Genomic DNA, 26,783 nt, shown 5'->3' on the forward strand with positions numbered 1-26,783 from the left:
GGTCTTACTGGATGCCTAGCGATCCCCGCTTGATAGCCGCCCTCGCGCGACGAGTTGCGTGCCGTGCTGCGCGCTTCTCGTTTGCCTGCGCCACCGCTCCGATCACGCCCGGCCTGCGCCGGGCGGCTCCCCGGTCGGGAGCGGGGGTGGCGGTGGGGCGGTTTCTTGTCCAGATGCCCGTCGCCCTCGCGCCGGTCGCCGCGGAGTTTGTCGGCGCCGCAACCGGCTTGGCCCTACCCACGTCTTAACGGAGCAGCGCGCCCCTATGGCTGTCACCGCCCAGCGTCGTCTCGATACCCCGGAAATCCGGCACTTCGGCAGCATCCGCGAGTCCTACGAGATTCCGGACCTGACCGAGATCCAGACCGCCAGCTATGCGCGGTTCCTGCAGTACACGCCCGGTGTGTCGCAGCAGAAGCGCAAGGACGAAGGCCTTGAGGCGGTGCTGCGCGAGATCTTCCCGATCGAGAGCTATGACAAGTCGATCAGCCTCGACTACGTCCGCTACGAGTTGGGCAAGCCGCGCTACGAGCCGGACGAGTGCCGCCAGCTGCGGCTGACGTACGGCCGCCCGTTCCGCGTGTGGCTGCGCCTAAACCGCGACGAGCCGATCGAGGAAGAGGTCTACCTGGGCGACCTGCCCGTGATGATGGGCGGCGGCGAGTTCATCATCAACGGCGCCGAGCGCGTGGTGGTGAGCCAGCTGCACCGCAGCCCCGGCATCGACTTCGTGTCGGAGATCGAGGCCGGCGACCGCAAGGTGTACAGCTGCCGGGTGATCCCGGAGCGTGGCAGCTGGATCGAGATCAACACCACCAAGAAGGACTCGATCACTGTCCGCATCGACCAGAGCGGCAAGTTCAGCGTCGTGACGCTGCTGCGCGCGATGGGGCCGGAGTTCGGTCTGGACTCGGACATCATCAAGGCGTTCTACGACACCACCAAGCAGAAGATCGTTGACGGTCGCAGCGCCGCGAAGATCGAGGGCAAGGTGGCGGTGGAGGATATCGTCTACCCGGTCGGCAGCGACCGCGCCGGCGAGATCATCCTCGAGGCGTGCCAGCGGATCACGAAGAACACCGCCGAGACGATCTGCACGTCCGGCGTGAAGAGCGTCGTGGTGATGGACCCGCCCAAGACGATGCACCTGATGAACGCCATCGCGGACGACCAGACGTCGAGCCACGAGGAGGCGTTGCTCCGCATCTACCAGCGGCTGCGTCCGGGCAACCCGCCGCAGCTGGAGAAGGCGCGCACGCTGTTCCACGAGAAGTTCTTCGACACCAACCGCTACCGGTTGGGCCGCGTGGGACGCTTCCGCATCAACCGCAAGCTGAACCTGGACGTGCCCGAGGAGGAGATGATCCTCCGCGCCGAGGACCTGATCAACTCGGTCGACTACATCCTGAAGCTGTCCGCCAGCGACGAGAGCGCCTACGTCGACGACATCGACCACCTCGGCAACCGGCGTCTGCGGACGATCGACGAGCTGGCCGCCGACGAGCTGCGCAAGGGCTTCCTGAAGCTCCGCCGCACCGTGCAGGAGCGGATGAGCCTGAAGGACGCGGAGGACATGACCCCCCGCAGCCTGGTCAACCCGAAGAGCATCTCGGCGGCGATCGAGTACTTCTTCGGCCGCGGCGAGCTGTCGCAGGTGGTGGACCAGACCAACCCGCTGTCGATGCTCACGCACGAACGGCGTCTGTCGGCGCTCGGCCCGGGCGGCTTGAACCGCAAGCGGGCCGGCTTCGAGGTGCGTGACGTGCACATCAGCCACTACGGCCGCATCTGCCCGATCGAGACCCCGGAAGGCACGAACATCGGCCTGATCTCCAGCCTGGCGATGTACGCCAGCGTGGACGACTACGGCTTCCTGATCACGCCCTACCGCCAGGTCAAGAACGGCAAGCTGCAGGACGAGGTCGTGTGGCTGCGGGCCGACCAGGAGAGCGACGCCTACGTGGCGTCGGCCGACTCGCCGGTGGAGAACGGCAAGATCACCGGCGAGACCATTGTCGCCCGGTACCGCTCGGACTTCGTGCTCGTGCCGGTCGACAAGATCGAGTACATCGACGTCGCGCCGAGCCAGATGATCGGCGTCTCGGCCGGTTTGATCCCGTTCCTCGAGCACGACGACGCCAACCGCGCGCTGATGGGCTCCAACATGCAGCGGCAGGCGGTGCCGCTGCTGGTGGCCGAGCCTCCCGTGGTCGGCACCGGCCTGGAGGTGGACGTCGCGCGGCACTCCGGCATGCTGGTGCGGGCGGGCCACAAGGGCACCGTCACCTACGTGGACGCCAACCGAATCGAGATCGGCCCGGAGGTGCACCACCTGCGGAAGTTCGTCGGCCTCAACGAGCGGACCTGCCAGAACCAGAAGCCGATCGTCAAGCCGGGCGACAAGGTCGAGAAGGGCCAGGTGATCGCCGACGGCGCCGCCACGTTCCAGGGCGAGCTGGCCCTGGGCCGCAACGTGCTGGTCGCGTTCATGTCGTTCGAGGGCTACAACTTCGAGGACGCCATCATCATCAGCGAGGAGCTGGTGAAGAAGGACACCTACACCTCGATCCACATCGAGGAGTTCGACGTCGAGATCCGCGAGACCAAGCTGGGCCGCGAGGAGTTCACCCGCGACATCCCGAATGTCAGCGAGAAGATGCTCCGCAACCTCGACGAGTCGGGCATTGTGCGGATCGGCACGTTCGTCTCGCCCGGCGACATCCTGGTGGGCAAGGTCTCGCCCAAGTCGAAGACCGAGCTGACGCCGGAAGAGAAGCTGCTGCACGCCATCTTCGGACGCGCCGGCGAGGACGTGAAGAACGACTCGCTGGAGGTCCCGTCGGGCGTCGAGGGCATCGTCATCGACACCCAGAAGTTCTCCCGCCGCATGAGCCTGTCGGAGGACGAGCGCAAGGACTTCGAGCGTCAGCTCAAGACCGCCGAGAAGGAGGGCAACGAGGCCATCGCCGCCGCGTTCAGCGCGATGGTGTCCGAGATCGAGGGCGTGCTGCAGAAGAAGCTGCTGGACGACGACGGCAACTCGCTGGTGCACGACCAGGACGCGTCGTTCGTGGCGGAGAAGGCGGTCGCGTTCCGCCTCGAGACGCTCGACATCCGCAGCCCGGACCGCCAGAAGGCCGTCGAGAAGACCTACAAGACCCTCTGGCCGAACGTCGAGGAGGCGATCGACGCCCGCGACCGGAAGCTCAACAGCATGAAGCGGGGCGACGAGCTCCGCAGCGGCGTGCTGCAGATGGTGAAGGTCTACATCGCGACCAAGCGGGTTATTTCGGTCGGCGACAAGATGGCCGGCCGCCACGGTAACAAGGGTGTGATCTCGAAGATCATGCCCGAAGAGGACATGCCGTTCCTGGAGGACGGCACCCCGGTGCAGATCATGCTCAACCCGCTCGGCGTGCCGAGCCGCATGAACGTGGGGCAGATCCTCGAGACCCACCTCGGCTGGGCCGGGTCGAAGCTCGGCTTCCGCGCCCGCACGCCGGTGTTCGACGGCGCCTCGGAGGAGGAGATCAACGAGTGCCTAGAGGCGGCGGGCCTGCCCCGCAGCGGCAAGGCGCGGCTGATCGACGGCCGCTCCGGCGAGCCGTTCGAGCAGGACACCACCGTGGGCTACATCTACATGCTGAAGCTCCACCACCTGGTGGACGACAAGGTGCACGCCCGCAGCACCGGCCCGTACTCGCTCATCACCCAGCAGCCGCTGGGCGGCAAGGCGAGGTTCGGCGGTCAGCGGTTCGGCGAGATGGAAGTGTGGGCGCTCGAGGCGTACGGCGCCGCCTACATCCTGCAGGAGCTCTTGACCGTCAAGAGCGACGACGTCGAGGGCCGCACCAAGATCTACGAGTCGATGGTCAAGGGTGAGAACACCCTCGAGGCCGGCACCCCCGCGAGTTTCGACGTGTTGACGAACGAAATCAGAGGACTTGGTTTGAACATGCAGCTGGAGAAGCGACGGATCTAGGACCGCCGCCCCCAATCCCCCGCTGCCCCGTTCACAACTTCGTCGTCTCTTGGAGCACGAAAGACTATGAGCCTGCTCGAAACTTCCAACTACGACCGCATCAACGACTACGCCTCGGTCAAGATCAGCCTGGCCCGGCCCCACGACATCCGCAGCTGGTCGTTCGGCGAGGTCAAGAAGCCTGAGACCATCAACTACCGGACCTACCGCCCGGAGAAGGACGGCCTGTTCTGCGAGCGGATCTTCGGCCCGGAGAAGGACTGGGAGTGCTCGTGCGGCAAGTACCGCGGCATGAAGTACAAGGGCATGATCTGCGACCGCTGCGGCGTGAAGGTCACGCACAGCCGCGTGCGTCGCAAGCGGATGGGCCACATCGAGCTCGCCGCGCCGGTCGTGCACATCTGGTTCTTCAAGGCCATGCCCAGCCGGCTGGGCAGCCTGCTGGCGATGAAGACCACCAGCCTGGAGAAGGTGATCTACTTCCAGGACTACGTGGTCACCGAGCCCGGCGACACCGGCCTGAAGCCGCAGCAGATGCTGAGCGAGGAGGAGTACCGCCAGGCGCGTGAGCAGTTCGGCGACGGCGCCTTCGAGGCCGACATGGGCGCCGAGGCCATCCGCAAGCTGCTGGGCGGGCTGGACCTGGTGCAGCTCTCCGAGGACCTGCGCGTCGAGCTCAAGGAGACCGGCAGCAAGCAGAAGGCCAAGGACCTGATCAACCGGCTCAAGACCGTCGAGTCGATCCGCGACTCCGACAACAAGCCGGAGTGGATGGTGCTGGACGTGATCCCGGTGATCCCGCCCGACCTGCGCCCGCTGGTCCTCTTGGACAGCGGCAACTTCGCCACCAGCGACCTCAACGACCTGTACCGCCGGATCATCAACCGGAACAACCGCCTCAAGAAGCTGGTCGACCTCAACGCGCCGGAGGTCATCATCCGCAACGAGAAGCGGATGCTGCAGCAGAGCGTCGACGCGCTGTTCGACAACAACCGCTGCAAGCGGCCGGTGCTCGGTTCGTCCAACCGCCCGCTCAAGTCGCTGACCGACATGATCAAGGGCAAGCAGGGCCGGTTCCGCGAGAACCTGCTCGGCAAGCGGGTGGACTACTCGGCTCGCAGCGTGATCGTGGTTGGCCCCAAGCTGAACCTGCACCAGTGCGGCCTGCCCAAGAAGATCGCCCTGGAGCTGTACCAGCCGTTCATCATCCGCCGGCTCAAGGAGCTGGGGCACGCGGACACCATCAAGTCCGCCAAGAAGATGCTGGAGCGGAAGGACGAGGAGGTCTGGGACATCCTCGAAGAGGTGATCACCAACCACCCGGTGCTGCTCAACCGGGCGCCCACGCTGCACCGCATGGGCATTCAGGCGTTCGAGCCGACGCTGGTCGAGGGCAACGCCATCAACCTGCACCCGCTGGTGTGCAAGGGCTTCAACGCCGACTTCGACGGCGACCAGATGGCGGTCCACCTGCCGCTGTCGATCGAGGCCCAGGTCGAGGCCCACACGCTGATGATGTCCACGCACAACATCTTCAGCCCGGCCAACGGCGCGCCGATCATCAGCCCGTCGCAGGACGTGGTGATGGGCAGCTACTACCTGACCATGAACGTGCCCGAGGCGCCCGGCGACGACATGGCCTTCTCGTCCTACCAGGAGGTCGAGATGGCGCACGGCATGGGCAAGGTGCACACGCACGCCAAGATCAAGCTGCGTCTGCGGCCGGGCCGCTGCCTGCGTGAGGAGATGGACGACCCCTCCAAGGCGGGCCGCGTCATCAACACCACCGTGGGCCGCGTGTTCTTCAACGAGATGCTGCCCGACGGCATGCCGTACTACAACGAGCCAATGCGTTCGGGCGCGTTGTCCAAGGTGATCAGCGACTGCTACGAGTTCCTCGGCCGGGCTCGCACGATCCAGCTGCTGGACGACATGAACAAGACCGGCTTCCGGCACTCGACGCTGAGCGGCCTGTCGTTCGCCACCGACGACCTCGTCACGCCGGACACCAAGTTCAAGATCCTGGCGGCGGCCGAGAAAAAGGTGCTGCAGACCAACAAGCACTACCAGCGCGGCGTCATCACCGAGGGCGAGCGCTACGCGAAGGTCCTCGACGAGTGGACCCACGCCCGCGAGCAGATCACCCAGGAGATGATGGAGGCCCTGGAGACCGACTACCGCGGCAACCAGTACGTCAACCCGATCTACCTGATGGCGCACTCCGGCGCCCGAGGCGGCGTCGAGCAGATGCGTCAGCTGGGCGGCATGCGTGGCCTGATGGCCAAGCCTTCCGGCAAGATCATCGAGACGCCGATCAAGGCCAACTTCCGTGAGGGCCTGACCGTGCTGGAGTACTTCTCCAGCACCCACGGCGCCCGTAAGGGTCTGGCCGACACCGCGCTCAAGACGGCCGACTCCGGTTACCTGACGCGTAAGCTTGCGGACGTCGCGCAGAACGTGGTTGTGACGATGGACGACTGCGGCACCACCCAGAGCATCACCAAGGGCATCATCTACCGCGGCGAGAAGGTGGAGGTTGGCCTGGCCGACAGCATCCGCGGCCGCGTCAGCCGTTCGAACATCGTCAACCCGATCACCGACGAGGTGATCGTGGAAGAGAACGGCATGATCACCGCCGAGATCGCCCGCAAGATCGAGCAGCTCGGCGTCGAGAAGCTTCAGGTCCGCAGCCCGATGACGTGCGACGCGCCGCTTGGCATCTGCCGCAAGTGCTACGGCCAGGACATGTCCACCGGCGCCATGGTGGAAGAGGGCATGGCGGTCGGCATCATCGCCGCCCAGTCGATCGGCGAGCCCGGCACGCAGCTCACCATGCGTACCTTCCACATCGGCGGCGTGGCCCAGGGCGGGGTCGAGACCTCCGACACCAAGGCTCGCAAGGGCGGCATCGTCAAGTACGCCAAGCTCAACGCCGTGAAGAACACCGAGGGCGAGGTCATCGCCCTGGGACGCAGCGGCGAGATCTCGCTGGTGGACGAGAAGGGCCGGGAGATCGAGAAGTACGAGGTGCCGATGGGCGCCAAGGTCATGCTCCACGAGGACGACGTGGCTAAGGCCGGCGACGTGCTCTGCGAGTGGGACCCGCACTCCATCCCCATCCTCGCCGAGACCGGCGGCAAGATCCGCTTCGAGGACCTCGTCGAGGGCGAGACCATGCGGAGCGAGAAGGAGGCCTCCGGCCACACCCGCTTCGTGATCATGGAGCACAAGGGCGACCTGCACCCGCAGGTGGTGGTCGAGGACCCGGCCGACGGCAAGATCCTGGACTTCTACTACATGCCTGAGAAGGCCCACCTGGAGGTCAAGGAAGGCGACATCATCGCCCCCGGCGCCCTGATCGCCAAGACGCCCCGCGAGGCGGCGGGCACCCAGGACATCACCGGTGGTCTGCCCCGCGTCACGGAGATCTTCGAGGCCCGCAAGCCGAAGGACCCGGCGGTCATCGCCGAGATCGACGGCGTCGTGGACATCCTGCAGGAGAAGAAACGCGGCAAGCGGGCGATCATCGTCCGCAGCGAGAGCGGTATCGAGCACGAGCACCTCGTGACCCACAACAAGCACCTCCGGGTGCACGCGGGCGACATCGTCAAGGCGGGCGACTCGCTCGTCGACGGGCCGCTGGTGCCGCACGACATCCTGCGTGTGTCGGGCGAGGAGGCGGTGCAGGAGTACCTGACCCGCGAGATCCAGAACGTCTACCGCAGCCAGCGCGTCGAGATCAACGACAAGCACATCGAGATCATCGTCAGCCAGATGCTCCGCAAGGTGAAGATCGAGTCGCCGGGCGACACCAACCTGCTGCCGGGCGCCGTGGTGGACAAGTACGACTTCCGCCAGGCCAACGAGCAGCTCGACAAGTGCCTGAAGATCTCCGACAAGGGCGACAGCGACTACACCGTTGACGCCATCGTCCCCAAGGACGTGCTAGAGCAGACCAACGCCCAGATCGAGTCGCTGGGCGGCGAGATCGCCAAGGGCAAGAAGCCGAGCAAGGCGACCTCCACCACCCAGCTGCTGGGCATCACCAAGGCGTCGGTTCAGAGCTCCAGCTTCATCTCGGCGGCCAGCTTCCAGGAGACCACCAAGGTGCTCACCGAGGCGGCCCTGGCCGGCAAGGCGGACCACCTGATCGGCCTCAAGGAGAACGTGATCCTGGGCCACCTGATCCCGGCCGGCACCGGTTTCCGGTCCATCCAGGAGTCGGAGGTCCGGATCCGCCCCGAGGCGCTCGAGGCCCTGGCCCAGCAGACCGCCAGCGTGCTGGACCGCTCGTTCCCGCTGCTGGACTCCGCCGGCGACCAGTCCAACGGCGCCGCCGAGACCCCGGCGCCCGCCCCCGAGGCCACGCCCACCAGCCTGGACGCCCTGCTGGGCGGCTCGGAGGGTTCTGACGAGGAAAACAACAACTAACCGCCCATTCCGGCCAGCGGGGGCCCTTGACCCCCGTTGACAGGAGGGCGAAATCCGATACCTTGTGAGGTTCGCCCTTAGCGAGCCAAGCCACGTAATAAGCCTGATTCATGCCCACGATCAACCAACTCGTCCGCAAGAACCGCAAGAAGAAGCGGAAGTTCAGCAAGTCACCGGTGCTGAACAAGTGCCCCCAGAAGCGGGGCGTTTGTTTGCAGGTCCGGACCATGACGCCCAAGAAGCCGAACTCTGCCCTGCGGAAGATCACCCGTGTCCGCCTGTCCAACGGCAAGGAAGTCACGGTGTACATCCCGGGCGAGGGCCACACGCTGCAGGAGCACAGCATCGTGCTGGTCCGCGGCGGCCGTGTCCGCGACCTGCCGGGCGTCCGCTACCAGGTGGTCCGCGGCGCGCTGGACACGCTGGGCGTTTCCGACCGCAAGCAGTCCCGCAGCCGCTACGGCGCCAAGCGTGACGGCGGCGGCGTGAAGAAGAAGTAACCAAACGCTATTCGCTGTTGGCCGTGAGCTGCTGCTTCCGGTTGAGACAGCTAACCGCCAACAGCCAACCGTTCAAAGCTATCAATGGCCCGTATTACCGCAAGTCGCAAGCAGCTTAAGCCGGACCCCGTTCACGGCTCGATCCTCGCCAGCAAGTTCGTCAACTGCCTGATGGTGGACGGCAAGAAGAGCACCGCGCTGCGGGTCTTCTACGACGCGCTGGACGTGATCAAGGAGCGCGTGCCCGACGTCGAGCCGATCGAGGTCTTCACCCAGGCGGTGGAGAACGTGAAGCCGGCCATCGAGGTCCGCTCGAAGCGGGTCGGCGGCGCCGCCTACCAGGTGCCGATGCAGGTCAACCGGACGCGTCAGCAGTCGCTGGCCATCCGCTGGCTGCTGATGGCGATCCGCGAGAAGAAGGGCCGCCCGACGCACCTCAAGCTGGCCGACGAACTGGTCAACGCCTACAACCGCGAGGGCGTGGCCATGACCCGCCGCGAGAACGTCCACCGCATGGCCGACGCCAACAAGGCGTTCGCCCACTTCGCCTGGTAAGCAATCAGGCTACCAGCAATGCGCAACAGGAACGCCGGGCCTTGGCATCAGGGCCTGGCGTTTTTTTGTTGCCGGGCAGAGCACACCTCCTTAGACTGGGCGGTTGCGGGTAGGCGCTGTCTATTGCATCTAGCAGGGGAAGGTGGAGCGGTATGCGGCTTGCGAGTTTGTCTTGGTGTGTTGTCGCCGCGGCGTTGTTGTCAGCCTCATCTCAGGTGGTAGGCAGCGATATCGAAGAGCCTGCTGCGCTAGTGCAGGCTGCGATCGATCGAAACCTAGAGTTGGGCAAGCTTCATCGGCAATCGTGTTCTCTGCGGAGTTATCGTGATGGGCCGTACCAATACACCGCATTCAAGCGAGCTGGCGACGGGAGCAAAAGAGTAGTCGGATTGTGTCTAGTCGTCGAGGAAGACCTGGGCTGTGGCTGCTGCTATGCGCCAGTGACTGCGCGATATACCGAAGACGATATCAGGCAGGTCGGCCACCTCCACAATCTAGAAGAGCTGTACCTCGATTATTCGAGGTTTCCTCCCACGGCCAGTCGGCACCTGGCGAGTCTCAATAATCTGAAGCGGCTGAGCCTAGAAGGGTCTGATGTCGGTGACGGGGTGCTAGACACAATTTCCTCTTTGGGAAGCCTAGAAGAGCTGGTCCTATCCCACACCGGGGTAACTGACCGCGGCCTTGAGCGTCTGAGCAGGCTTAGCAGGCTGACGAAATTGGACGTTAGCATTGGCCAGGCAAGCGGCCGGTCGATTGAAACGCTGCTCCGCGCGTGTCCGTTGCGTCAAGCGTATATCTATCGGAGTAGCCAACAGGAGCCGCCTGCAGTTGATGCGGGTCCTGCTGAGCCTGTGCGCGTTTGCGATTCGGACAGCCTAGAGACGCTCACCCTCGGTGGGCAAGTCACGACTACCTACGTGTTGGCAGGCGTGCCCGCACTCCGAACCTTGTATTTGATGAACCCCGGAGGCCTGCAAATCACGCATGCCCCGCTGTTGAGTAACGTGACACTTCGGGGCACGCTTACTGCGGCGCAGATGGAAGCGCTGGCAGGCCTGCCAAACCTGACTTCACTGACACTTTACGTGGGGCCCGGCTCTGACGCCAACGCGCTGGCGGCGGTGTCAGACCTGGAAAACCTCTCCTCCCTAGGGGTGTACGCCTTAGGCGTGGACGGCCGATACGTTTCTGCGTTGTCTCCGCCCAAGCGTTTGAATACGCTCCAAGTCAGCGGCAGCGACTACAGCCCGGCATTGGTTGAGGGTTGGCTGGAAGCAGCCCCGGACCTAGAGAAGCTGACGGTGAGGGGCGCAACCGGGGACCCGGGAGCCAAGGTCCGCATTGCGGAGAAGTATCGCCTGAAGTCATTGGCATTCCAGTTTCTGCATGCGGCGGAACTTGAGCTTTCTTCTCTCGGGGGACTGGGGGTAGTTAGCCTCGACTACCGCTGCCGCATAGACCGCCTGGTGCTGCGTGATCTCGACGCATTGCCTGTCGGAACAGTTAGGGGCCTCGTTGAGCGAGCAGGCACCCGCCCAAACCGAGACTTTGGCGAGATTGATATCCGAGGTCTTGGTCTCTTTCCCAGTGGCGGCAAAGCCGGTGGGCGCTGACGCCGGGATCCATGCGGGGCTTCCCAAGCGTCAGCGAAGAAGCCCCGCAGGAGAATCTCATGGCGCGCCTGCAACCTTCAGCCACACTCAAGAGACGAAGTTCTCATTCAAGGAGACTCGCTTGTCGGTGATGTAGTAATCGCCGCCACAGCGTGGTTGAGCCGGATTGCGGGGTTCCAACAGCCAGCCATGGTGGTGGCCATTGGCCACCAGGCCGCTAGCGGGCCTGCACTTCTCACTCCCATTCCGTCGCCATTCAGCTCTACAGGCACCCGGATGGATTCTTGCTACAATCAACGGTTTTCACCGAGATCGCGAATGTAGCCTCTGTCCATGTCCACCGACCTCACCAAGATCCGCAATATTGGCGTCATTGCCCACATCGACGCCGGCAAGACGACCACCACCGAGCGGATGCTGTACGTCAGCGGAGCGCGGCACCGCGCGGGCGAGGTCGACCGCGGCACCACCACCACCGACGACGACGCCGAGGAGCAGGAACGCGGCATCACCATCTACTCCGCGTGCGTGCAGTTCCCGTGGAAGGACGTCAGCATCAACCTGATTGACACGCCCGGGCACGTCGACTTCACGGCCGAGGTGGAGCGCAGCCTCCGCGTGCTGGACGGCGCCGTCGTGGTGTTCAGCGCCCGCGAGGGCGTCGAGGCCCAGAGCGAAACGGTCTGGCGGCAGGCCAACAAGTACAAGGTCCCGCGGATCGCGTTCATCAACAAGCTGGACCGCGAGGGCGCCGACTTCGAGGCGGTGTTCGAGGAGATTGAGAAGCGTCTGGGCGCGCAGCCGCTGGCGTTGCAGATCCCGGCAGGCCTGGGGCCCGCCCACGTGGCCAACCCGTTCCGCGGGGTGGTCGACCTGATCGCGATGAAGCTGATCACCTTCCCCGAGGGGAAGGAGGGCCGAGAGTTCATCACCGCAGAACTGCCCGAAGACCTGCTGCCCGAGGCCCAGCTGTGGCGTGAGAAGATGCTGGAGTCGCTCTACGACTACAGCAACGAGCTAATGGAGCTGGCTCTGTCCGAGGAGCCGATCCCCGAGCAGCTGATCCGCAGCGTGGTGCGCGACGCCACCGTCCATCAGCAGGTGCAGCCGCTGCTGTGCGGCTCGGCCCTGCACGGCATCGGCGTGCAGCAGCTGCTCGACGCGGTCGCCGCGTACCTGCCCCACCCGCTCGAGATGCCGCCGGTCGAGGGGCACGAGCCGGTCAAGAGCGGCAAGTCGGACCACGGGCGGCGGAAGGGCGCGGTCGAGGCGGCCGCCGCCGATCAGACCGGCAAGAAGCTGGTCCGCAAGCCGGACCCCAACGAGCCGTTCTGCGGCCTGGTGTTCAAGATCCTGCCGTTCAAGACCGGCGACCTGTACTGGGTGCGGGTCTACTCCGGCGAGATCAAGCCGAACTCGCGGGTGCTCAACGCCGGCAAGGACTTCAAGGAGAACGTTTCGCAGCTGTGGCGGATCCACGCGACCAAGAAGGACGAGCAGCTGCAGGGCGCCCAGGCCGGCGACATCGTCGCGCTGCTGGGCCTCCGCGAGTCGGTTACCGGCGACACGCTCTGCGACACCCGCGCGCCGATCGTGCTGGAGTCGATCGAGTTCCCCGAGACGGTCATCAGCGTCGCGGTCGAGGCGGAGAGCTCGGGCGACAAGAAGAAGCTTGGTGAAACGCTCGACATGCTGAAGAAGCAGGACCCGACGTTCCGCTACGAGGAGAACGAGGAGACCGGCCAGACGCTGATCAGCGGCATGGGCGAGCTGCACCTGGAGGTGATCCAGCACCGGTTGGAGCGGGACTTCGGGCTGAAGATCAAGGTGCACAAGCCGCGCGTCAGCTACCGTGAGACCGTTGGTGGCCGGGCCGAGGTGACCGGCGAGTGCAACCGCCTGATCAACGGCGCCCAGCACACCGGCGCCGTGAAGCTGCGGGTCGAGCCGTTCACGCCTACCGGCCCGCTGGCCGCTAAGCTGCCCCCGGTGGTGGTGTCGGTCGACCCGGGCCACGGCCTGCCGGACGATTTGCTGAACGTGGTGATCGAAGAGCTCGAGACCGCCGCCGCCGGCAGCGGCACGCTGGGGTTCCCGCTGATGCGGCTGAAGATCACGCTGGTCGGCGGCGACGTGCACGAGACCGACTCCACCGATATCGCGTTCCGCACCGCGGCCAACCTGGCGTTCGACAAGGCGCTCCGCGAGGCCGGGCAGGTGCTGCTGGAGCCGATTATGAAGCTCGAGCTGTCCACGCCGGAGGAGCACCTGGGCGCCCTGGTCGGGGACCTGCAGCAGCGGCGGGCGATCATCCACCAGACCGAGCAGCGGGCCACCGACACGCTCGTCCAGGCCGAGGCGCCGCTCGCCAACATGTTCGGCTACTCCAACGCGTCGCGGTCGCTGAGCCAGGGCCTGGCCAGCTTCAGCATGACCCCCAGCGGCTACGCCCCCGCCCCAGACGAGGTGTTGCGGGTGTTCCTGGGGGACTAGCGACACCGCGCGATCGGCAGCGGTCATCGCTACCGTCGAATCTAGCGCTCGCCGCGATCAGAGTCGGCGGGCAGCGGAGGCGTTGCGGGACGGCTCTGGTAGATGCGGACGTCGTCGAGCAAGACAGGCGACCCCCAGCAGCTCTCGAACGCGACCGCCCCCTCGTGTGATTCGTATGCGGAGTCACTGGCGACGGTCATCGCCTCGCCGGGGCGCAGCGGGTCAACAACGGTAAGAGCCACCCTGCGGCCGTCGTCCTCGACGCGGAACACGTAGGAGCGGGCGTTCGGATCCACCTCGACGCCGTGCGTCGCAAGGAGCGAGACCGAGTTGACGGTTGGCTTCTCGTGAACCTCAAGCGTGTGTTCCAGGTTGACCGCCGCCGGCCAGAAGTTCATCCGGACGCCGCGTTGCAGCACGGAGTGCTCCCACCCCGGCCCCTGCCCCCGCTGACGGTCCGCGCGTGTCATGACGGCGAACGACGCGCCGTAGCCGGACAGGAAGTTGTCAGCGAACCGGATCCTGCCCAGGATGGTTAGGGCGCCGTCACGAGGGTCGAGTGCTCGGCGGGTAAGGAGGTAGGGCCGTTGCTTCCAGGTGTCGATGTGTCCATCCTCGTTCGGGCGCCCAAGTCGCACGCCCCCTTCGACCGCGGTTGCTGCCTCCAGGGTCGCCCATCGGCTCTGGTTGATCGCCCCGTCGTCGAAGCCATCGCGAACTATGAGCTCGGCGTCCGGTGGGGCGAGGCGATCGAGCAGCAGAGTCTCCTGGCGGCGTAGTCTGGGTTCGCTCAGCACCAAAGAGATAAGGTCGCCGTAGGTGGCGATTGGGGCGGTTGCGGGTTCTTGGGAGATCTCGACCCGGTCTACTAGCACCGCGCCGGTCGACGGGCCCTCAACAGCGACGTGGTTTGCCTTGCCTCGGAAGAGCGAGCGGAAGGTGACGGTCTCGCCATCGGCGGGGGCGTCGCGCGGCGACACGGTAAACGTGACGTTGACCCCATCGTCACGCACCCGGACGCGGTACCAGACGCCCGGGACCGGGGGGGAGAACCCGCTCCACGAGATGCTGTTGACCTCTCGGTTGCTCTCGAGCTTCACACCCGTACGCAACAAACCCCCGGCGGAATCGGGATCAGACTCGAAGCTGCAACGCGTGCATGAAGCGAGCACGTCGCCCCACGGCGCCGCAGCGACACCGCGCTCGTCGACGCTCCTGGTCAGGATCGAGAACGACGCCGGACCGACCAACTGTGGCGACTCGAACCGCAAATCGCAACTCACCGTCACTGCCCCGAGCGCAGGGTCGAACTCACTAGCGGAGAGCAGATAAGCGCGGCCATCGGAATTGCCACTGCCCAGACGAAGCCCGACAGGAGAGGTGGTGGCATCGCCCAACGCCCGCCATTTTCGGGTGTCGAGTGCTCCCTCACGGAACCGGTCGACTAGCGAACGGCCGTCGCCAGCACCGCTGTGCGGCAGGTCACGACCTAGCACGGCGCTGGTGAAGCGGTGCAGGTCGGCCGACAGCTTGACCAGGTCACGGTCGCTCCACTGCAGCCCGTCGCCACGGTTTAGTTCGATCTTTCCGCGTTGGCTCACCCCGCCGCCTGGGAACGCCTCGACCTTGCCCTTGAACACATTCACCTCGGAGACGCCAAAATCATCGACGGCGACGCCAAACTCTGTGCCCAGATCGACAACCTTGCCGTTTGGGGTCTCGATCGTGAACCCGTGCCCCGCCTCCGTGACTGAGGCGACCAGCCCGCCGCGAGCCAACTTGCCCCCTGCTGGCTCGACGAGGAACTCGGCCGGACCGACGAGCATAATCTTCGTTCCGCTGCTGTAGGTCAGTTCGACCTCGCCAGCGGCGATCCCGATGGAACGGCCGGCGTCGAGGGTCGCCCCTGTGTGGTGCGTCTCCAGTGCGCTCCGCCAAACGACGCCCGGCGACACGTGCGATAGGGTTACCTCCCTCGCGACCGACTCGGCAGGTGCGGGCGTCGGCTCCGGCGCCGTCGCGACGGTGTTCTCATCCGGCGATCCGTTCACCCAGAATAAGGAGAGCGTCATGGCCAGGAGTACCGCCGCGGCGAGCTGCCAAACGCCGACCACGCGCCGGCTCGCACGCACGCTAGCGGGCGTTTCTGGATTGAGCAACGCGAGCATCGAGGCCGAGGCCTCGCACGTGTCGTTGGGGGCGCCGTCGCTCGCCACGAGGTCCCGCAGCAACTCGGCCTCGCCGAATCGACGTTTCCCGTCGCTGGCAAGCAGGTCGCGGTGTAACGCCACGAACCGCAGGTAATAGCTTCTCGCGGCGGGGCGTTGTCCTAGCCACTCGTTCAACCGCGCCGACTCGTCCGCCGACAGCAGTCCGTCGTGCAGCCTGTCGCACAGCACATGGACCTCGTGGGCCTCGGCTGCGGTCAGGGAGTCGGGCGTTGTGTGATCGGGTGCGGGGGGCATCGTGTCGTGGCGGTCGTGGGGCTCCGTGGGCCGGGCGACGCGTCCGGCGGATTATCAATTGCTAGTGGTCGAGGGCGAGCTTGCGCTCCAGGCAGGCCATCAGCGCCCGCCGGATCCTTCCCAGCGACTTCGAGAGGCGGTTCGCCGTGACGCCGATCTCTTCGGCAATCTTGTTGACCGACGCGCCCGTTTCGTAGCGTCTTCGGATCAGGGTCCGATCGGATTCCGGCAGGTCCTTCAGGCACGACTCCAGCACCTCAATCCGTGGCTCCGTTTGCGCAGCGTACTCGGCGGCGTCCTCAGCGAGCCGTTCGAGCGTTTCGTCGTCGAAGGGTCGGGCGCGGTGCTTGTTTCGCTCGTAGTGCTTAAGGCTTTGCAGCCTGGCGATCTTGCAGGCCCAGGCGAAGAAATTGGTGCCGGTTTGGAAGGTCTCGAACTTGTCCCACAGCACGAGGCTGGTCTCCTGCAGCACGTCGGATGCGTCGTTGGAGGTGGGGAGCAGGGCGAGCAGGAAGTACTGCAGCCGCTGGTAGTTCTCCGAGTAGAGCGCGACAAACTCGGCCGTCCGGTCCTGCTTCGAGGGCGACGCCGGGCCGCTTCTGTTGGGGGTGTCCATGGTCGCGATTCGGGGTGGTGGAAGCCGCGTGCCGTCCAACGGGCGAATGGCAATTGTAATAGGCGCCGCGGCGTTTAGGGCCCCGGGTAGAGGTCGGCGTCGTCGTCGCGTCCGCCGAACTTGTAGAAGACCTCCTCGTCGACGCCGAACTCGACGGTGCGGATGGAGCCGTCGCAGAAGGCCATGTTCATGGCGCCGGCGTGGGGCGCGCCGAAGGGGGGGATGTCGTTGCCGTTGGCGGTGTCAAAGCCGGCGCCGTCCTGGGCGGGCGTCCACGCCACCGAGGCGTTGTTGCTGGTCGGCTTCCAGCCGGTGTAGCGGAGGTTGTCCTGGTCGTGGCCGACGAAGATGTTCTGGTCGTCGGCCGGGTCGGAGCCGTCGAGGTACTGGGCCGGGTCCATGTACTTCTCGCCGATCAGCGCGGTCTTGCTGGTGCCGTCGGTGATCTTGGCGAGCCGCACGGTGCTGCGCTGGTACATGGCGCCGTTCTGGGTCTTGGTGATCCAGGCGGTGAAGGAGTTGACCGCGGCGGGGTTCTCCGGCCCGCCCTGCCCGGTGGGGTTGATGTTGCCCGCGTTGCCGGCGTAGTCGGACCGGGCGACAAAGCAGTCGCCCACGCGGCAGCTGCGGAGGTTGAACGCCAGGAAGTTGTTGCGCAGGATCGGGTAGAGCTGGGCCTCGCGTCGCGAGGGGCAGGTGAACATGTCGATGGGGGTCTGCACCAGGCGCAGCATCTGGGCCTCCTTGTCGGCGGCGCTGCTGATGCCCGAGGCGACGTCGCGGAGCCCCTGCTCCTCGACGTAGGCCAGCAGGCCGTAGGGCCAGCCGCCGCGTTGGTCCTTGCCGTAGCCCTTGTCGGGGTCGGGCTGCCAGCGCCAGCCGAAGCCGGAGGTGGGCAGGAAGCCGTGGGTGCTCTCATGGTTCAGGCATCCCAACGACAGCTGCTTCAGGTTGTTCTTGCACTGCGTGCGGCGGGCCGCCTCGCGGGCCGCCTGCACCGCCGGCAGCAGCAGCGCGATCAGCACCCCGATGATGGCGATCACCACCAGCAGCTCCACCAGCGTAAATGCGGTACGACCTCTCATAGATTCTTCCTGACTTCCGTGGAGAACTGCGGGGCAACGATCCGAACGCTAGCGAGCCCGCCGCCTGCAGGCCGAGAACACTAGTGGCAGCAACGCGAGACACCCGGCCCCCGGCTCGGGCGCTGCTACTGAGCCGGCCGATGCGCCGGCGGACGCTCCGTACTGCGACCGCCACAACGCGTAGTCCGCCTGCACAACCGTCCCGGCGCCGGTGCCGTTCCCGTTAAGGGCGGAGTCGCTCTGGCCCAGGTTGTCCCGCCAGACGGTGTAGTCCGCCGCGTCGACGGACCCATCGTTGTTGAAGTCGCCGGGCAGCCCTTGCGGGAGAACGGTCAGCTCATCGTCGAAGACGACCTTCCCGAACCGCGAGAAGTCCTCGGTCGGCAGCGAGAACTCGAACACCAGGTCTTCCTCCGCGCCGGAGGCGGCGAAGTCGTAGAGCGCGCCGAGGCCTTGGGCGGCGCCGCTCGCCAGGTTGAGCATACCCAGCGGGTTGAGTTCCGAGACGGCGCCCGACCCGTCGTCCGCTACCCGCCACCCACCACCGATGGGCGTCCAGCCGCCCGAGGAGGGCGAGAGTGAGCCCGACTCGGACGTAATCGCGTAGGTGTCGATCGAGACCGCCTCCCGAAAGCCGTTGATGATCTGGGCGGCCCCGGTCGTGCGGTCGACGTTGAGTGTGAGGGTGTCGGTCGCTACGCCCTCGTAAACGACAAGCCCTCCCACCGATCCCTCGCCGGCCGGCGAGAAGGTAAACGCGACATCGTCCGTATCCTCGCCGAAGGGGCGGTCGTCTGGCTGGAAGACAGCGCCAAGCGCGATGGTCGTGCCCGTCGCGAACGCCTGCGAGGAGAGTGGGTTGAGCTCCGACAGTCCGGTCGCCTCCGGGTTGGCCTCCCGCCACCCGCTGCTGCCGATCGTGCTCGCCATGCTGGTCCAGTTGGACTGATCAAGCGAGCCGGCAGCGGACAGCACATCGTACGAGTCGATCGGGATCGCGGCGGCCGCCCCGGGGTTGCGTATCCAGGCCTCGCCCGACCGGCGGTTCACTACCAGCACCGGCTGCTGCTCGACCACGACGCTGGTTTGTACGCCGTTGGTCCCCCCGGCGGTCGATACCGCTCGCAGCGTGACCCCGAGTCCCAGGCTGGGGACGTCGGACGTGTCGACGGCGGAAAAGCCATTGATCACCGATCCGGAATCGGCCAGCAGGTAGGAGTCTCCGACCGCCGGCGCCGCGCCCTGGGTGTCGATCTTCAGCGTGCCGCCGAGGTCGAGCTGCCCGCCAACCGAGATTGCCGAGGGGCCGCCGGCGCCAAAGCTCCACGTGTGTGTGCCCGCCTGGCCGAGGATCGCGTTGCCCGAGATCGCCAGCGTCACGCCGTTGCCCGTGATCGTGAGGTTCCGGTCCAGGAACGCCGCGCCCGCGGTGACGCTCGCCGAGCCGGACAGGTTAACGGAGCTGGCCGCGTTGGCGTTGGTGGGCGTGGCAAGCTCGTTCCCGATTGTCAGCACACCGCCGGAGGCGTTCAGGGTTCCTAGCCCGCCATCGAGTCCCACTACCAGATTGGCGGGAACGTCGCCGGCCGTGTTCTCCGTGCCCGTGCCGACGACCAGGTGGTCTCCCGCGGCGATATTCAATGTGCCGCTGTAGGCTCCGCCGCGGCCGAGCACCAGCTGCGGGGTCGGCGTAGACGAGAGGTCGCCGTCAACGTCGGCTACCGGGTTGGTGCCGACTGCAAACCCCGGGTCGGCGCCGATCACCGCGCGGCTGAAGGTGCCGTCCGGCGCGACGAGGAAGCTCCAGTTGTTGTCGTCAGAGAACGAGACGCCGTCGCCGCCGAACCCGCCGTCCGAGCCGATCCATATGTTCTCTTGCGCCGTCGCGACGCCCGCAAGCGGCGCCGCGAGAAACGCCGCGACCAGGGCCGTGGTTCGCAAAGTGGGCATCATGGTGATATCGCCTTGATGATGAGGCGCCGGAGCCGGGGCCCGCTGCGCTTGGAGTGTGGGACGCATACCGAAGCCGTGGTCAGGCGCGGCGGCGGCCGGCGCCGGCCACGGCCGTCAGGACCAGAGCGGCCAGCGCCGCGGAGGTGGGCTCCGGTACGCCCAGCGAAGCGAACGCCGCCAGCACCTGCTCGGGGCTCCCGCCCGCGGCGAGGTAGGCGTCTTTCCACTCGCGGAAGTCGCTCACGTTGATTACCCCGTCGACGTTGAGGTCGCCGTCGGTGCGGGCGAGCGTCATGCCGAAGGTGTCGTTGGTCTCGCGCCAGTTGTTGAGGATCGGGTCGAAGTCCTGGGGGTACTCGACCAGGCCGTTGCCGTCCGTGTCGCCGGGGATCGCGACAATGCCGAGCGTGAGCACGGGCCACTCGCCCTGTTGGCCCGCCTCACGCATGGTCACCTTGTAGGCGTCCCACACGGTCGCGAAGTCGTCGGCGCCGTAGCTCAGCCGCAGGAACACGTAGTCGCCCGCGCCCGAACCCCCGTCGTACGCGTTGTTCAGGTAGGTGAGCAGCGCGGCGTCACCGGCGGCGTCGGTGAAGTTGTTGGGCGCGCCGACGAAACCGACCGGGCTCGAGGCGTTGAGGAAACCCTCCTGGATCAGCGCAACGCCGGGCGTCGGATCGGGCGCCGATCCGTTGTAGTAGTCGTCCGTGAGGATCGCGGGGTTCGGGTCCGTCCGCACGGCGTACAGGTCGATGTCGGTGGTTGTCGGGCCGGTTCCCACCTCGTGGACCATCACGCCCAGGTTGGCGTCCGTAAACGGGTTGGAGACGGCGCCCAGGTTCGGGATCTGGAACGGCAGCACAATCGCCGTCAGCCCCTGGCCGAACCACTCGCCGACATTCGCGTTGTAGGTGCCGAAGGTCTCGGGGTGGACCTGGGGCCATTCACCGGCGGGCGGCAGGATGTCGCGCACCTCGAGGAACCCGTCGTTGGCGTCGGAGTAGATGGTTAGCCCCATGGCCGCGGGCTGCGTGGCGCACGATGCCGCGAGGCAGGCGAGCAGGGCGACCGACGTCAGAGTCGTTCGTGTCATCGATTCGTTTCCTTCTTCAGGACTACTTCAGCCAGAGCTTCGCGGATTGGGTTTCACCGGAGGTAGGTGGAACGCCGCTCGACGCCGACTCTGCGGTGGTTGACGGCTAGGGAGGAGATGGCTGCGGGCGACCGCCGGGACCGGGTCGGCGACGCCTGCACGGCCTTTCGGAGTAGGGGGCGGAGCGACCGCTGGACCCGACCTGGGCGTACGGACAGTGCTCATGCAGGTAATACGAGGAGCCCGCCGTTTCTGCCAATGATTCTCAGAAAAGAACTGCCGCCACGACTCGCTCACCGAGCCCGGAACGGGATTGGCAACGGAATTGGCAGCTGGCGCGCCACTTTGCCTGATCGCAGCATATGCCACTCGTTTATTCCGGCGACTCTCTATTTTTCTCGTAGAAACCGGCCACCCAGCGCGGTCCAATGGAGGAGATGCAGTGGGCTGCCTTGGGCACCGGTGCGTGCCCAAGGCATGGCATTCGGCGATGGAGTGAGAGGAGTTTGCGGCGCGTCGGTCCGGAGCGAGCAGGGTTTTGTCCCACTGGACGCTGCTGTAAGGGACAAAACTCCAAGCGTCTTGTCCGCCCTGTCGACTGGTTAAGACTGCTATACAAGATCCAAACGCAAGCGGACGGGGACAGAACCAGCCGACTTTTGTCCCTAAGATTGCATGTGCTGTAAGCGGACAAAACTATTTACACCGAGGAGCATCGGATGCGGCTGGGGTTCATGAGCGCCATCCTGCCCGAGCTAACGCTCCAGCAGGTCGCGGACGTGGCGGCGGAGATCGGCTACACATGCGTGGAGGTGATGTGCTGGCCGACCGGCCGCGCGGAACGCCGGTACGCGGGCGTGTCGCACCTGGACATCGACCTGATCCAGCGCGGCGGCCAGCAGGTGCTCGACATGTTCGCCGCCCGCGGGCTCACGATCAGCGCGCTGGGCTATTACCCCAACCCGTTGGACCCGGACCCGGCGGTCAGCGGGGCGAGCGTGGCTCACCTCAAGCGGGTGATCGACGCCGCCAATTCGTTGGGACTGGAGAACGTCAACACGTTTGTGGGCCGCGACTGGACCCGCTCGGTCGACGACAACTGGCCACGGTTCCTCGACGTCTGGCGGCCGGTCATTGCGCACGCCGAGGCGGCGGGCGTGCGGGTGGGCATCGAGAACTGCCCGATGCTGTTCACGGCCGACGAGTGGCCCGGCGGCAAGAACCTGGCCCACTCCCCACGCGTGTGGCGGCGGATGTTCGCCGACATCGCGAGCGACTCGTTCGGCCTGAACTACGACCCGTCGCACATGGTCTTTCAGCAGATGGACTACCTGAAGCCGCTGCGTGAGTTCTCCGGGAAGTTGTTCCACCTGCACGCTAAGGATGTGCGTGTGCAGCGGCACCTGCTGGACGAGGTGGGCGTGCTGGCCCACCCGAACGACTACCACACGCCGAAGCTGCCCGGCCTGGGCGAGGTGGACTGGGGCGCCTTCTTCAGCACGCTGGGCGATGTTGGCTACCAGGGGCCGGTGTGCGTCGAGGTGGAGGACCGCGCCTACGAGGGGACGCTCGAGAACCGGAAGGCCGCGCTGCGGCAGTCGCACAACTACCTGCGGCAGTTTGTCCAACAGGATGTGCGTTGAGCGCGCAAGGCGTCGATCAGATCAGGCAGCGCAGTCGAGAAGACGCTCGTGGGCTCTGAACTGCCGCGCTGCATCGGCGGTACCCAGGCTTGCCGGAGCAGCGCGGCGGTTGAGTCGTGCAGAAGGCAGAGGCTGCCGCGCCGCTTGATCCGGTCTACGAGTTCCGCCTTGAGGCCGTCGTCACACAACCGTGCGCATAGAAGCGCCCCCACGCGGGCCCAGCGGCGGCCTCGAGCCTCACCTCAGGAGGCCGCCATCACGCATGGCCGGGTTGCGTCACGCTAACAACCCGAGCCAAGCGGCGATCGTGCGGAGAAGATACGTCGCCGCTGAATTCATGGGCCCGCGCTACGGGGGCGTTGTTGGTAAACGGGCGTGACGTTTCTTGCGGCCGTTTCGTATTTGGCGTGCTCCTTCAGGAGCCAGCCGCTCGGTCCCCGGGGGGCGAACGCCACGCACTAATTGGGAGATGCAACACCCGTGCCAATGGCCACCTTGCGCGACTTTCATCAGCGGCCCGCGTGTTTGCCGGCAACAAGGAATTGACGATCGCGAGAGACGGTTTGTGTGTCGTGCGGAACCGCACGGTGTAGCGCCTACCGGTTGTCGCTTGGAGCGCGCGGGCGCGGCATTCACCCTAGGCGACAAGAAGAGCAGCAAGTCGTGAGAGTCGTCTTAGCCCGCCACGCCGACGCGGTCGGCCAGGTACCGCAGGATGTCGCGGATCGAAACGAGCATCACCGGCCGGCCTTCGCGGTCCAGCACCGGCAGGTGGCGGTAGCCGCCGATGTCCATCTGCTGCAGCGCCAGCGCGATGCGGCAGTGCTGGTCGACCGTGACCGGGTTGGGCGTCATGTACTTCATGATCGGCTGGTCGCGGCGGTCGGTGGTGTCGGCGCCGAGCCGCGTCACCGCGTCGCGCTCGCTGAAGATGCCGGCCAGCCGGCCCTTGTTGTCGACGATCGTCACGCAGCCGACCGCCATGTCGACCATCTTCTTCAGCACCTCGCCGACGGTCGCCTCGGGCGACACGCTGGCGTGCATCCGCACGTCGAGCCGGTCGACGGTGTCCTCCATCAGCGAGGCCTCGGCCGACGACTGCGGCGCCCGGACGGATAGCTCGGCCAGGGGCGCGCCGCAGGACTCGCAGATGTCTGCGCCCTCGATGTTCTCGGCGCCGCAGGCTGGGCAGGGGATAAGCATGGCAGAGGGAGAGGTCGGAGGCCAGTTGTCAGAGGTCAGGATCCGTGTGGAGAGCGCGCCAAAAGTCCCTGACCCCCGACCTCTGGCTTCTTGCCCCCTACTCCACTTCCCAGGTCTCGCCGGCGTTGAACAGCTTCTCCAGGTCGCCGATGCCGTGGGCCTTGGTGGCCTCCTCGATCTGGTCGTTGATCATGTCGTCGTACTTGGGCTTCTCGACCGCGCGGAACACGCCGATCGGCTCGGGGTAGCCGTCCTCGTACCGCATGCGGCTGAGCAGGTAGGCCAGGCTGGGCTCGTGGGAGCGCTCGTCGTGGAAGAGCAGGTCGTCTTCGGCGATGCCGCTGCCGAGCTGCACGACCTCCGGCTCCAGGCCGTTGAGGCGGATGCCCTTGTCGCGGTCCTTGCCGAAGATGAGCGGCTTGCCGTGCTCGAGCTCGAGCGTGGTGTCGGCCTTGGTGTTGCGGTCCTTGGCGTAGTTCCAGGCGCCGTCGTTGAACACGTTGCAGTTCTGGTAGACCTCGACAAACGCGGTGCCGCGGTGGTCGGCGGCGCGCTTGAGGGTCTCGGCCAGGTGCTTGATGTTGGTGTCGATGCTGCGGGCGACGAAGGTCGCCTCGGCGCCGATGGCGATCGACAGCGGGTGCAGCGGGTTGTCGATGGAGCCCATTGGCGTGCTCTTGGTCTTCTTGCCGGCGGGCGAGGTGGGCGAGTACTGCCCCTTGGTGAGCCCGTAGATCCGGTTGTTGAACAGCACGATGTTCAGGTCCATGTTGCGGCGGATGGCGTGCATCAGGTGGTTGCCGCCGATGGACAGGCCGTCGCCGTCGCCGGTGATGACCCACACCTGCAGGTCGGGCCGGCAGGTCTTGAGGCCGGTCGCCACGGCCGGCGCGCGGCCGTGGATGCTGTGCATGCCGTACGTGTTCATGTAGTACGGGAACCGGCTGCTGCAGCCGATGCCGCTGATGAACACGATCTTCTCCTTGGGCAGGCCGAGGGTCGGCATGACCTTCTTCATCTGCGCCAGGATGGAGTAGTCCCCGCAGCCGGGGCACCAGCGGACATCCTGGTCGCTGGCGAAGTCGTTGGGGGTGAGGACGGGGAGCGGGAGGTCGACGGACATGGGGAACCTTAGGGCATCAAGTCCAGCGTGCCTTGTCGGGCGGCGGCTGGTTGGTGTGGTCTGTGTGGGGTGGTTTGCTTGGTGACGGGCCTAGCTGGCCAGCACTTCTTCGATCTTCTCGACGATCTCGCCGACGGCGAACGGCTTGCCCTGCACCTTGTTGAATCCGATGGCGTCCACCAGGTACTCGGAACGCAGGAGCAGACGCAGCTGGCCGCAGTTGATCTCGGGCACCAGCACCTTCTTGAACCGGCCCATCAGCTCGCCGAGGTTCTTGGGGAACGGGTTGAGGTACCTCAGGTGGGCGTGGCTGACCTTGTGGCCCATCGCCTGTGCGCGGTGCACCGCGGTGGCGCAGGCGCCGTAGGGGCCGCCCCAGCTGATGACCAACAGGTCGCCGCTGTCGGGCCCGTCCACGGCCTGCTCGGGGATGCCGTTGGCGATCCCGGCGACCTTGGCGGCGCGGGTCTTGATCATGTGCTCGTGGTTGGCCGGGTCGTAGCTGACGTTGCCGGTCAGGTCCTGCTTCTCCAGGCCGCCGATGCGGTGCTCCAGGGTCGGCGTGCCCGGCACGGCCCACGGGCGGGCGAGCTTCTCGTCGCGGGCGTAGGGCATGAACTTCGGGGCGCCCTCGTCGTTGGAGTCCGGCATCGGCTCGGGGTGCTTCACCCGGACGCGGGGCAGGTCCGACACCTCGGGGATCCGCCACGGCTCGCTGCCGTTGGCGATGTAGCCGTCGGTCAGGAAGAAGACGGGGGTCATGTACTCGACCGCGATCCGCCAGGCCTCCTGGATGGCGTCGAAGCAGTCCGAGGGGCTGCTCGCGGCGATCACCGGCATCGGGCACTCGCCGTTGCGGCCGAACATCACCTGCAGCAGGTCGGACTGCTCGGTCTTGGTGGGCAGGCCGGTGGAGGGCCCGCCACGCTGCACGTTGATGCAGATCATCGGCAGCTCGGTGATGACCGCCAGGCCCAGGCCCTCGCCCTTGAGCGCGATGCCGGGCCCGCTGCTGGCGGTGACGGCCATCTCGCCCGCGAAGGCGGCGCCGATGGTGGACGTGACCGCGGCGATCTCGTCCTCGGCCTGGAAGGTGAGCACGTCGAAGTGCTTGTGCTTAGCCAGCTCGTGCAGGATGTCGCTGGCAGGCGTGATCGGGTAGGCGCCCAGGAACAGCCGCTTGTGCGACAGCTTGGCGGCCGCGACCAGGCCCCAGGCCAGGGCCTGGTTGCCCATCATGTTGCGGTACTTGCCGGCCGGCAGCTTCGCCTTGGCGACCAGGTACTGGGTGTTCCAGCCCTCGACGGTGTCGCCGTAGTGGTAGCCGGCCTTCAGGGCCGCGACGTTCGCCTGGGCGATTTCCGGCTTCTTGCCGAACTTGGCGTCGATGAACCGCAGCGTCGGCTCGAGCGACCGGTCGTACAGCCAGAACACCAGGCCCATCGCGAAGAAGTTCTTGCAGCGGTCGGCCTCCTTGACGCTCAGACCGAGCCCGTCCACCGCCTGGCGGGTGAGCTTGGTCATGTCCATCTGGTGGACCTTGAACTTCTCTTCGAGGTCGCCGCCTTCCAGCGGGTTGCTCTCGTAGCCGGCCTGCTCCAGCCCCTTCTTGTCGAAGTTGTCCGTGTTGACGATCAGGATGCCGCCCTGCCGCAGGTCGGGCAGGTTGGTGATGAGCGCCGCGGGGTTCATCGCCACCAGCGCGTCGACGGTGTCGCCGGGGGTGTAGATGTCCTGGCTGGAGAAGTGGATCTGGAACCCGCTCACGCCCGCCTTGGTGCCGCGCGGGGCGCGGATCTCCGCCGGGAAGTCCGGGAAGGTCGCGACGTCGTTGCCCGCCAGGGCCGACGTGTTGGTGAACTGCGTGCCGGCCAGCTGCATGCCGTCGCCCGAGTCGCCGCAGAATCGGACGGTGGCTTCGTCTAGGTTCTCTACCTGCTTCTCTATTGCGGTCGACATCTTAAGCGTTGGTTCCTTGTGTCGCCGGGCGTTGGGCGGCCTGGCGAAAGAGGCGAGCACAGACGG

General features: G+C 66.1%; 15 protein-coding genes. 7 read left to right on the plus strand and 8 right to left on the minus strand.

Translation table 11 applies throughout. The features are described 5' to 3' along the window. The first annotated feature begins 265 nt into the window (after window positions 1-265). The 6 genes from rpoB to fusA all read left to right on the plus strand — a co-directional run bounded on the left by rpoB (window position 266) and on the right by fusA (window position 13,577). Window positions 266-3,982, plus strand: coding sequence for a DNA-directed RNA polymerase subunit beta (gene rpoB / locus KOR34_RS08580; protein ID WP_146564005.1), 3,717 nt, complete (start codon window positions 266-268; stop codon window positions 3,980-3,982). Between the two features lie 66 nt (window positions 3,983-4,048). Then, on the plus strand, window positions 4,049-8,413 hold the full coding sequence (gene rpoC / locus KOR34_RS08585) for a DNA-directed RNA polymerase subunit beta' (RefSeq protein WP_146564007.1): 4,365 nt from the start codon (window positions 4,049-4,051) through the stop codon (window positions 8,411-8,413). A gap of 110 nt (window positions 8,414-8,523) precedes the next feature. Continuing rightward, the gene (gene rpsL / locus KOR34_RS08590) at window positions 8,524-8,913 is read left to right on the plus strand and encodes a 30S ribosomal protein S12 (protein WP_146564009.1); all 390 of its coding nucleotides are present in this window, start codon (window positions 8,524-8,526) and stop codon (window positions 8,911-8,913) included. A gap of 84 nt (window positions 8,914-8,997) precedes the next feature. Further along, window positions 8,998-9,468 (plus strand): 30S ribosomal protein S7, encoded by a 471-nt coding sequence (gene rpsG / locus KOR34_RS08595; RefSeq protein ID WP_146564011.1) that lies wholly within the window; start codon window positions 8,998-9,000, stop codon window positions 9,466-9,468. A 932-nt stretch (window positions 9,469-10,400) separates the two neighbouring features. Further along, window positions 10,401-11,084 carry a hypothetical protein gene (locus KOR34_RS08600; protein WP_146564013.1) on the plus strand — a complete coding sequence of 228 codons (684 nt, stop codon included), beginning with the start codon at window positions 10,401-10,403 and terminating at the stop codon, window positions 11,082-11,084. A 333-nt stretch (window positions 11,085-11,417) separates the two neighbouring features. Continuing rightward, window positions 11,418-13,577: an elongation factor G gene (gene fusA, locus KOR34_RS08605; RefSeq protein ID WP_146564015.1), complete on the plus strand. Its 2,160-nt coding sequence runs from the start codon at window positions 11,418-11,420 to the stop codon at window positions 13,575-13,577. 41 nt (window positions 13,578-13,618) lie between these two features. Here fusA and KOR34_RS08610 read toward each other — a convergent pair whose 3' ends face one another. The 5 genes from KOR34_RS08610 to KOR34_RS08630 all read right to left on the minus strand — a co-directional run bounded on the left by KOR34_RS08610 (window position 13,619) and on the right by KOR34_RS08630 (window position 20,789). Then, complete coding sequence (locus KOR34_RS08610) at window positions 13,619-16,042, minus strand: FecR family protein (RefSeq protein ID WP_146564017.1); 2,424 nt, start codon at window positions 16,040-16,042, stop codon at window positions 13,619-13,621. Window positions 16,043-16,103: 61 nt separating this feature from the next. Then, complete coding sequence (locus tag KOR34_RS08615; protein WP_146564019.1) at window positions 16,104-16,658, minus strand: sigma-70 family RNA polymerase sigma factor; 555 nt, start codon at window positions 16,656-16,658, stop codon at window positions 16,104-16,106. A 74-nt stretch (window positions 16,659-16,732) separates the two neighbouring features. Next, window positions 16,733-17,743 (minus strand): DUF1559 domain-containing protein, encoded by a 1,011-nt coding sequence (locus KOR34_RS08620; RefSeq protein ID WP_146564021.1) that lies wholly within the window; start codon window positions 17,741-17,743, stop codon window positions 16,733-16,735. 48 nt (window positions 17,744-17,791) lie between these two features. After that, complete coding sequence (locus KOR34_RS08625; RefSeq protein WP_146564023.1) at window positions 17,792-19,693, minus strand: hypothetical protein; 1,902 nt, start codon at window positions 19,691-19,693, stop codon at window positions 17,792-17,794. A gap of 82 nt (window positions 19,694-19,775) precedes the next feature. After that, a complete protein-coding gene (locus tag KOR34_RS08630) occupies window positions 19,776-20,789 on the minus strand; it encodes a hypothetical protein (RefSeq protein WP_146564025.1) in 1,014 nt (337 codons plus the stop codon). Window positions 20,790-21,508: 719 nt separating this feature from the next. Here KOR34_RS08630 and KOR34_RS08635 point away from each other — a divergent pair. Further along, entirely contained in the window at window positions 21,509-22,432 is a 924-nt protein-coding gene (locus KOR34_RS08635) for a sugar phosphate isomerase/epimerase family protein (RefSeq protein WP_146564027.1), read from the plus strand. Between the two features lie 675 nt (window positions 22,433-23,107). Here the strand turns inward: KOR34_RS08635 and KOR34_RS08640 are convergent. The 3 genes from KOR34_RS08640 to KOR34_RS08650 all read right to left on the minus strand — a co-directional run bounded on the left by KOR34_RS08640 (window position 23,108) and on the right by KOR34_RS08650 (window position 26,717). Next, window positions 23,108-23,635: a CBS domain-containing protein gene (locus tag KOR34_RS08640; protein WP_146564029.1), complete on the minus strand. Its 528-nt coding sequence runs from the start codon at window positions 23,633-23,635 to the stop codon at window positions 23,108-23,110. 97 nt (window positions 23,636-23,732) lie between these two features. After that, entirely contained in the window at window positions 23,733-24,758 is a 1,026-nt protein-coding gene (locus KOR34_RS08645; RefSeq protein ID WP_146564031.1) for a 2-oxoacid:ferredoxin oxidoreductase subunit beta, read from the minus strand. Window positions 24,759-24,848: 90 nt separating this feature from the next. After that, window positions 24,849-26,717, minus strand: coding sequence for a 2-oxoacid:acceptor oxidoreductase subunit alpha (locus KOR34_RS08650; protein WP_146564033.1), 1,869 nt, complete (start codon window positions 26,715-26,717; stop codon window positions 24,849-24,851). Window positions 26,718-26,783: the final 66 nt, after the last annotated feature.

Source organism: Posidoniimonas corsicana (assembly GCF_007859765.1).
Taxonomy (GTDB): domain Bacteria; phylum Planctomycetota; class Planctomycetia; order Pirellulales; family Lacipirellulaceae; genus Posidoniimonas; species Posidoniimonas corsicana.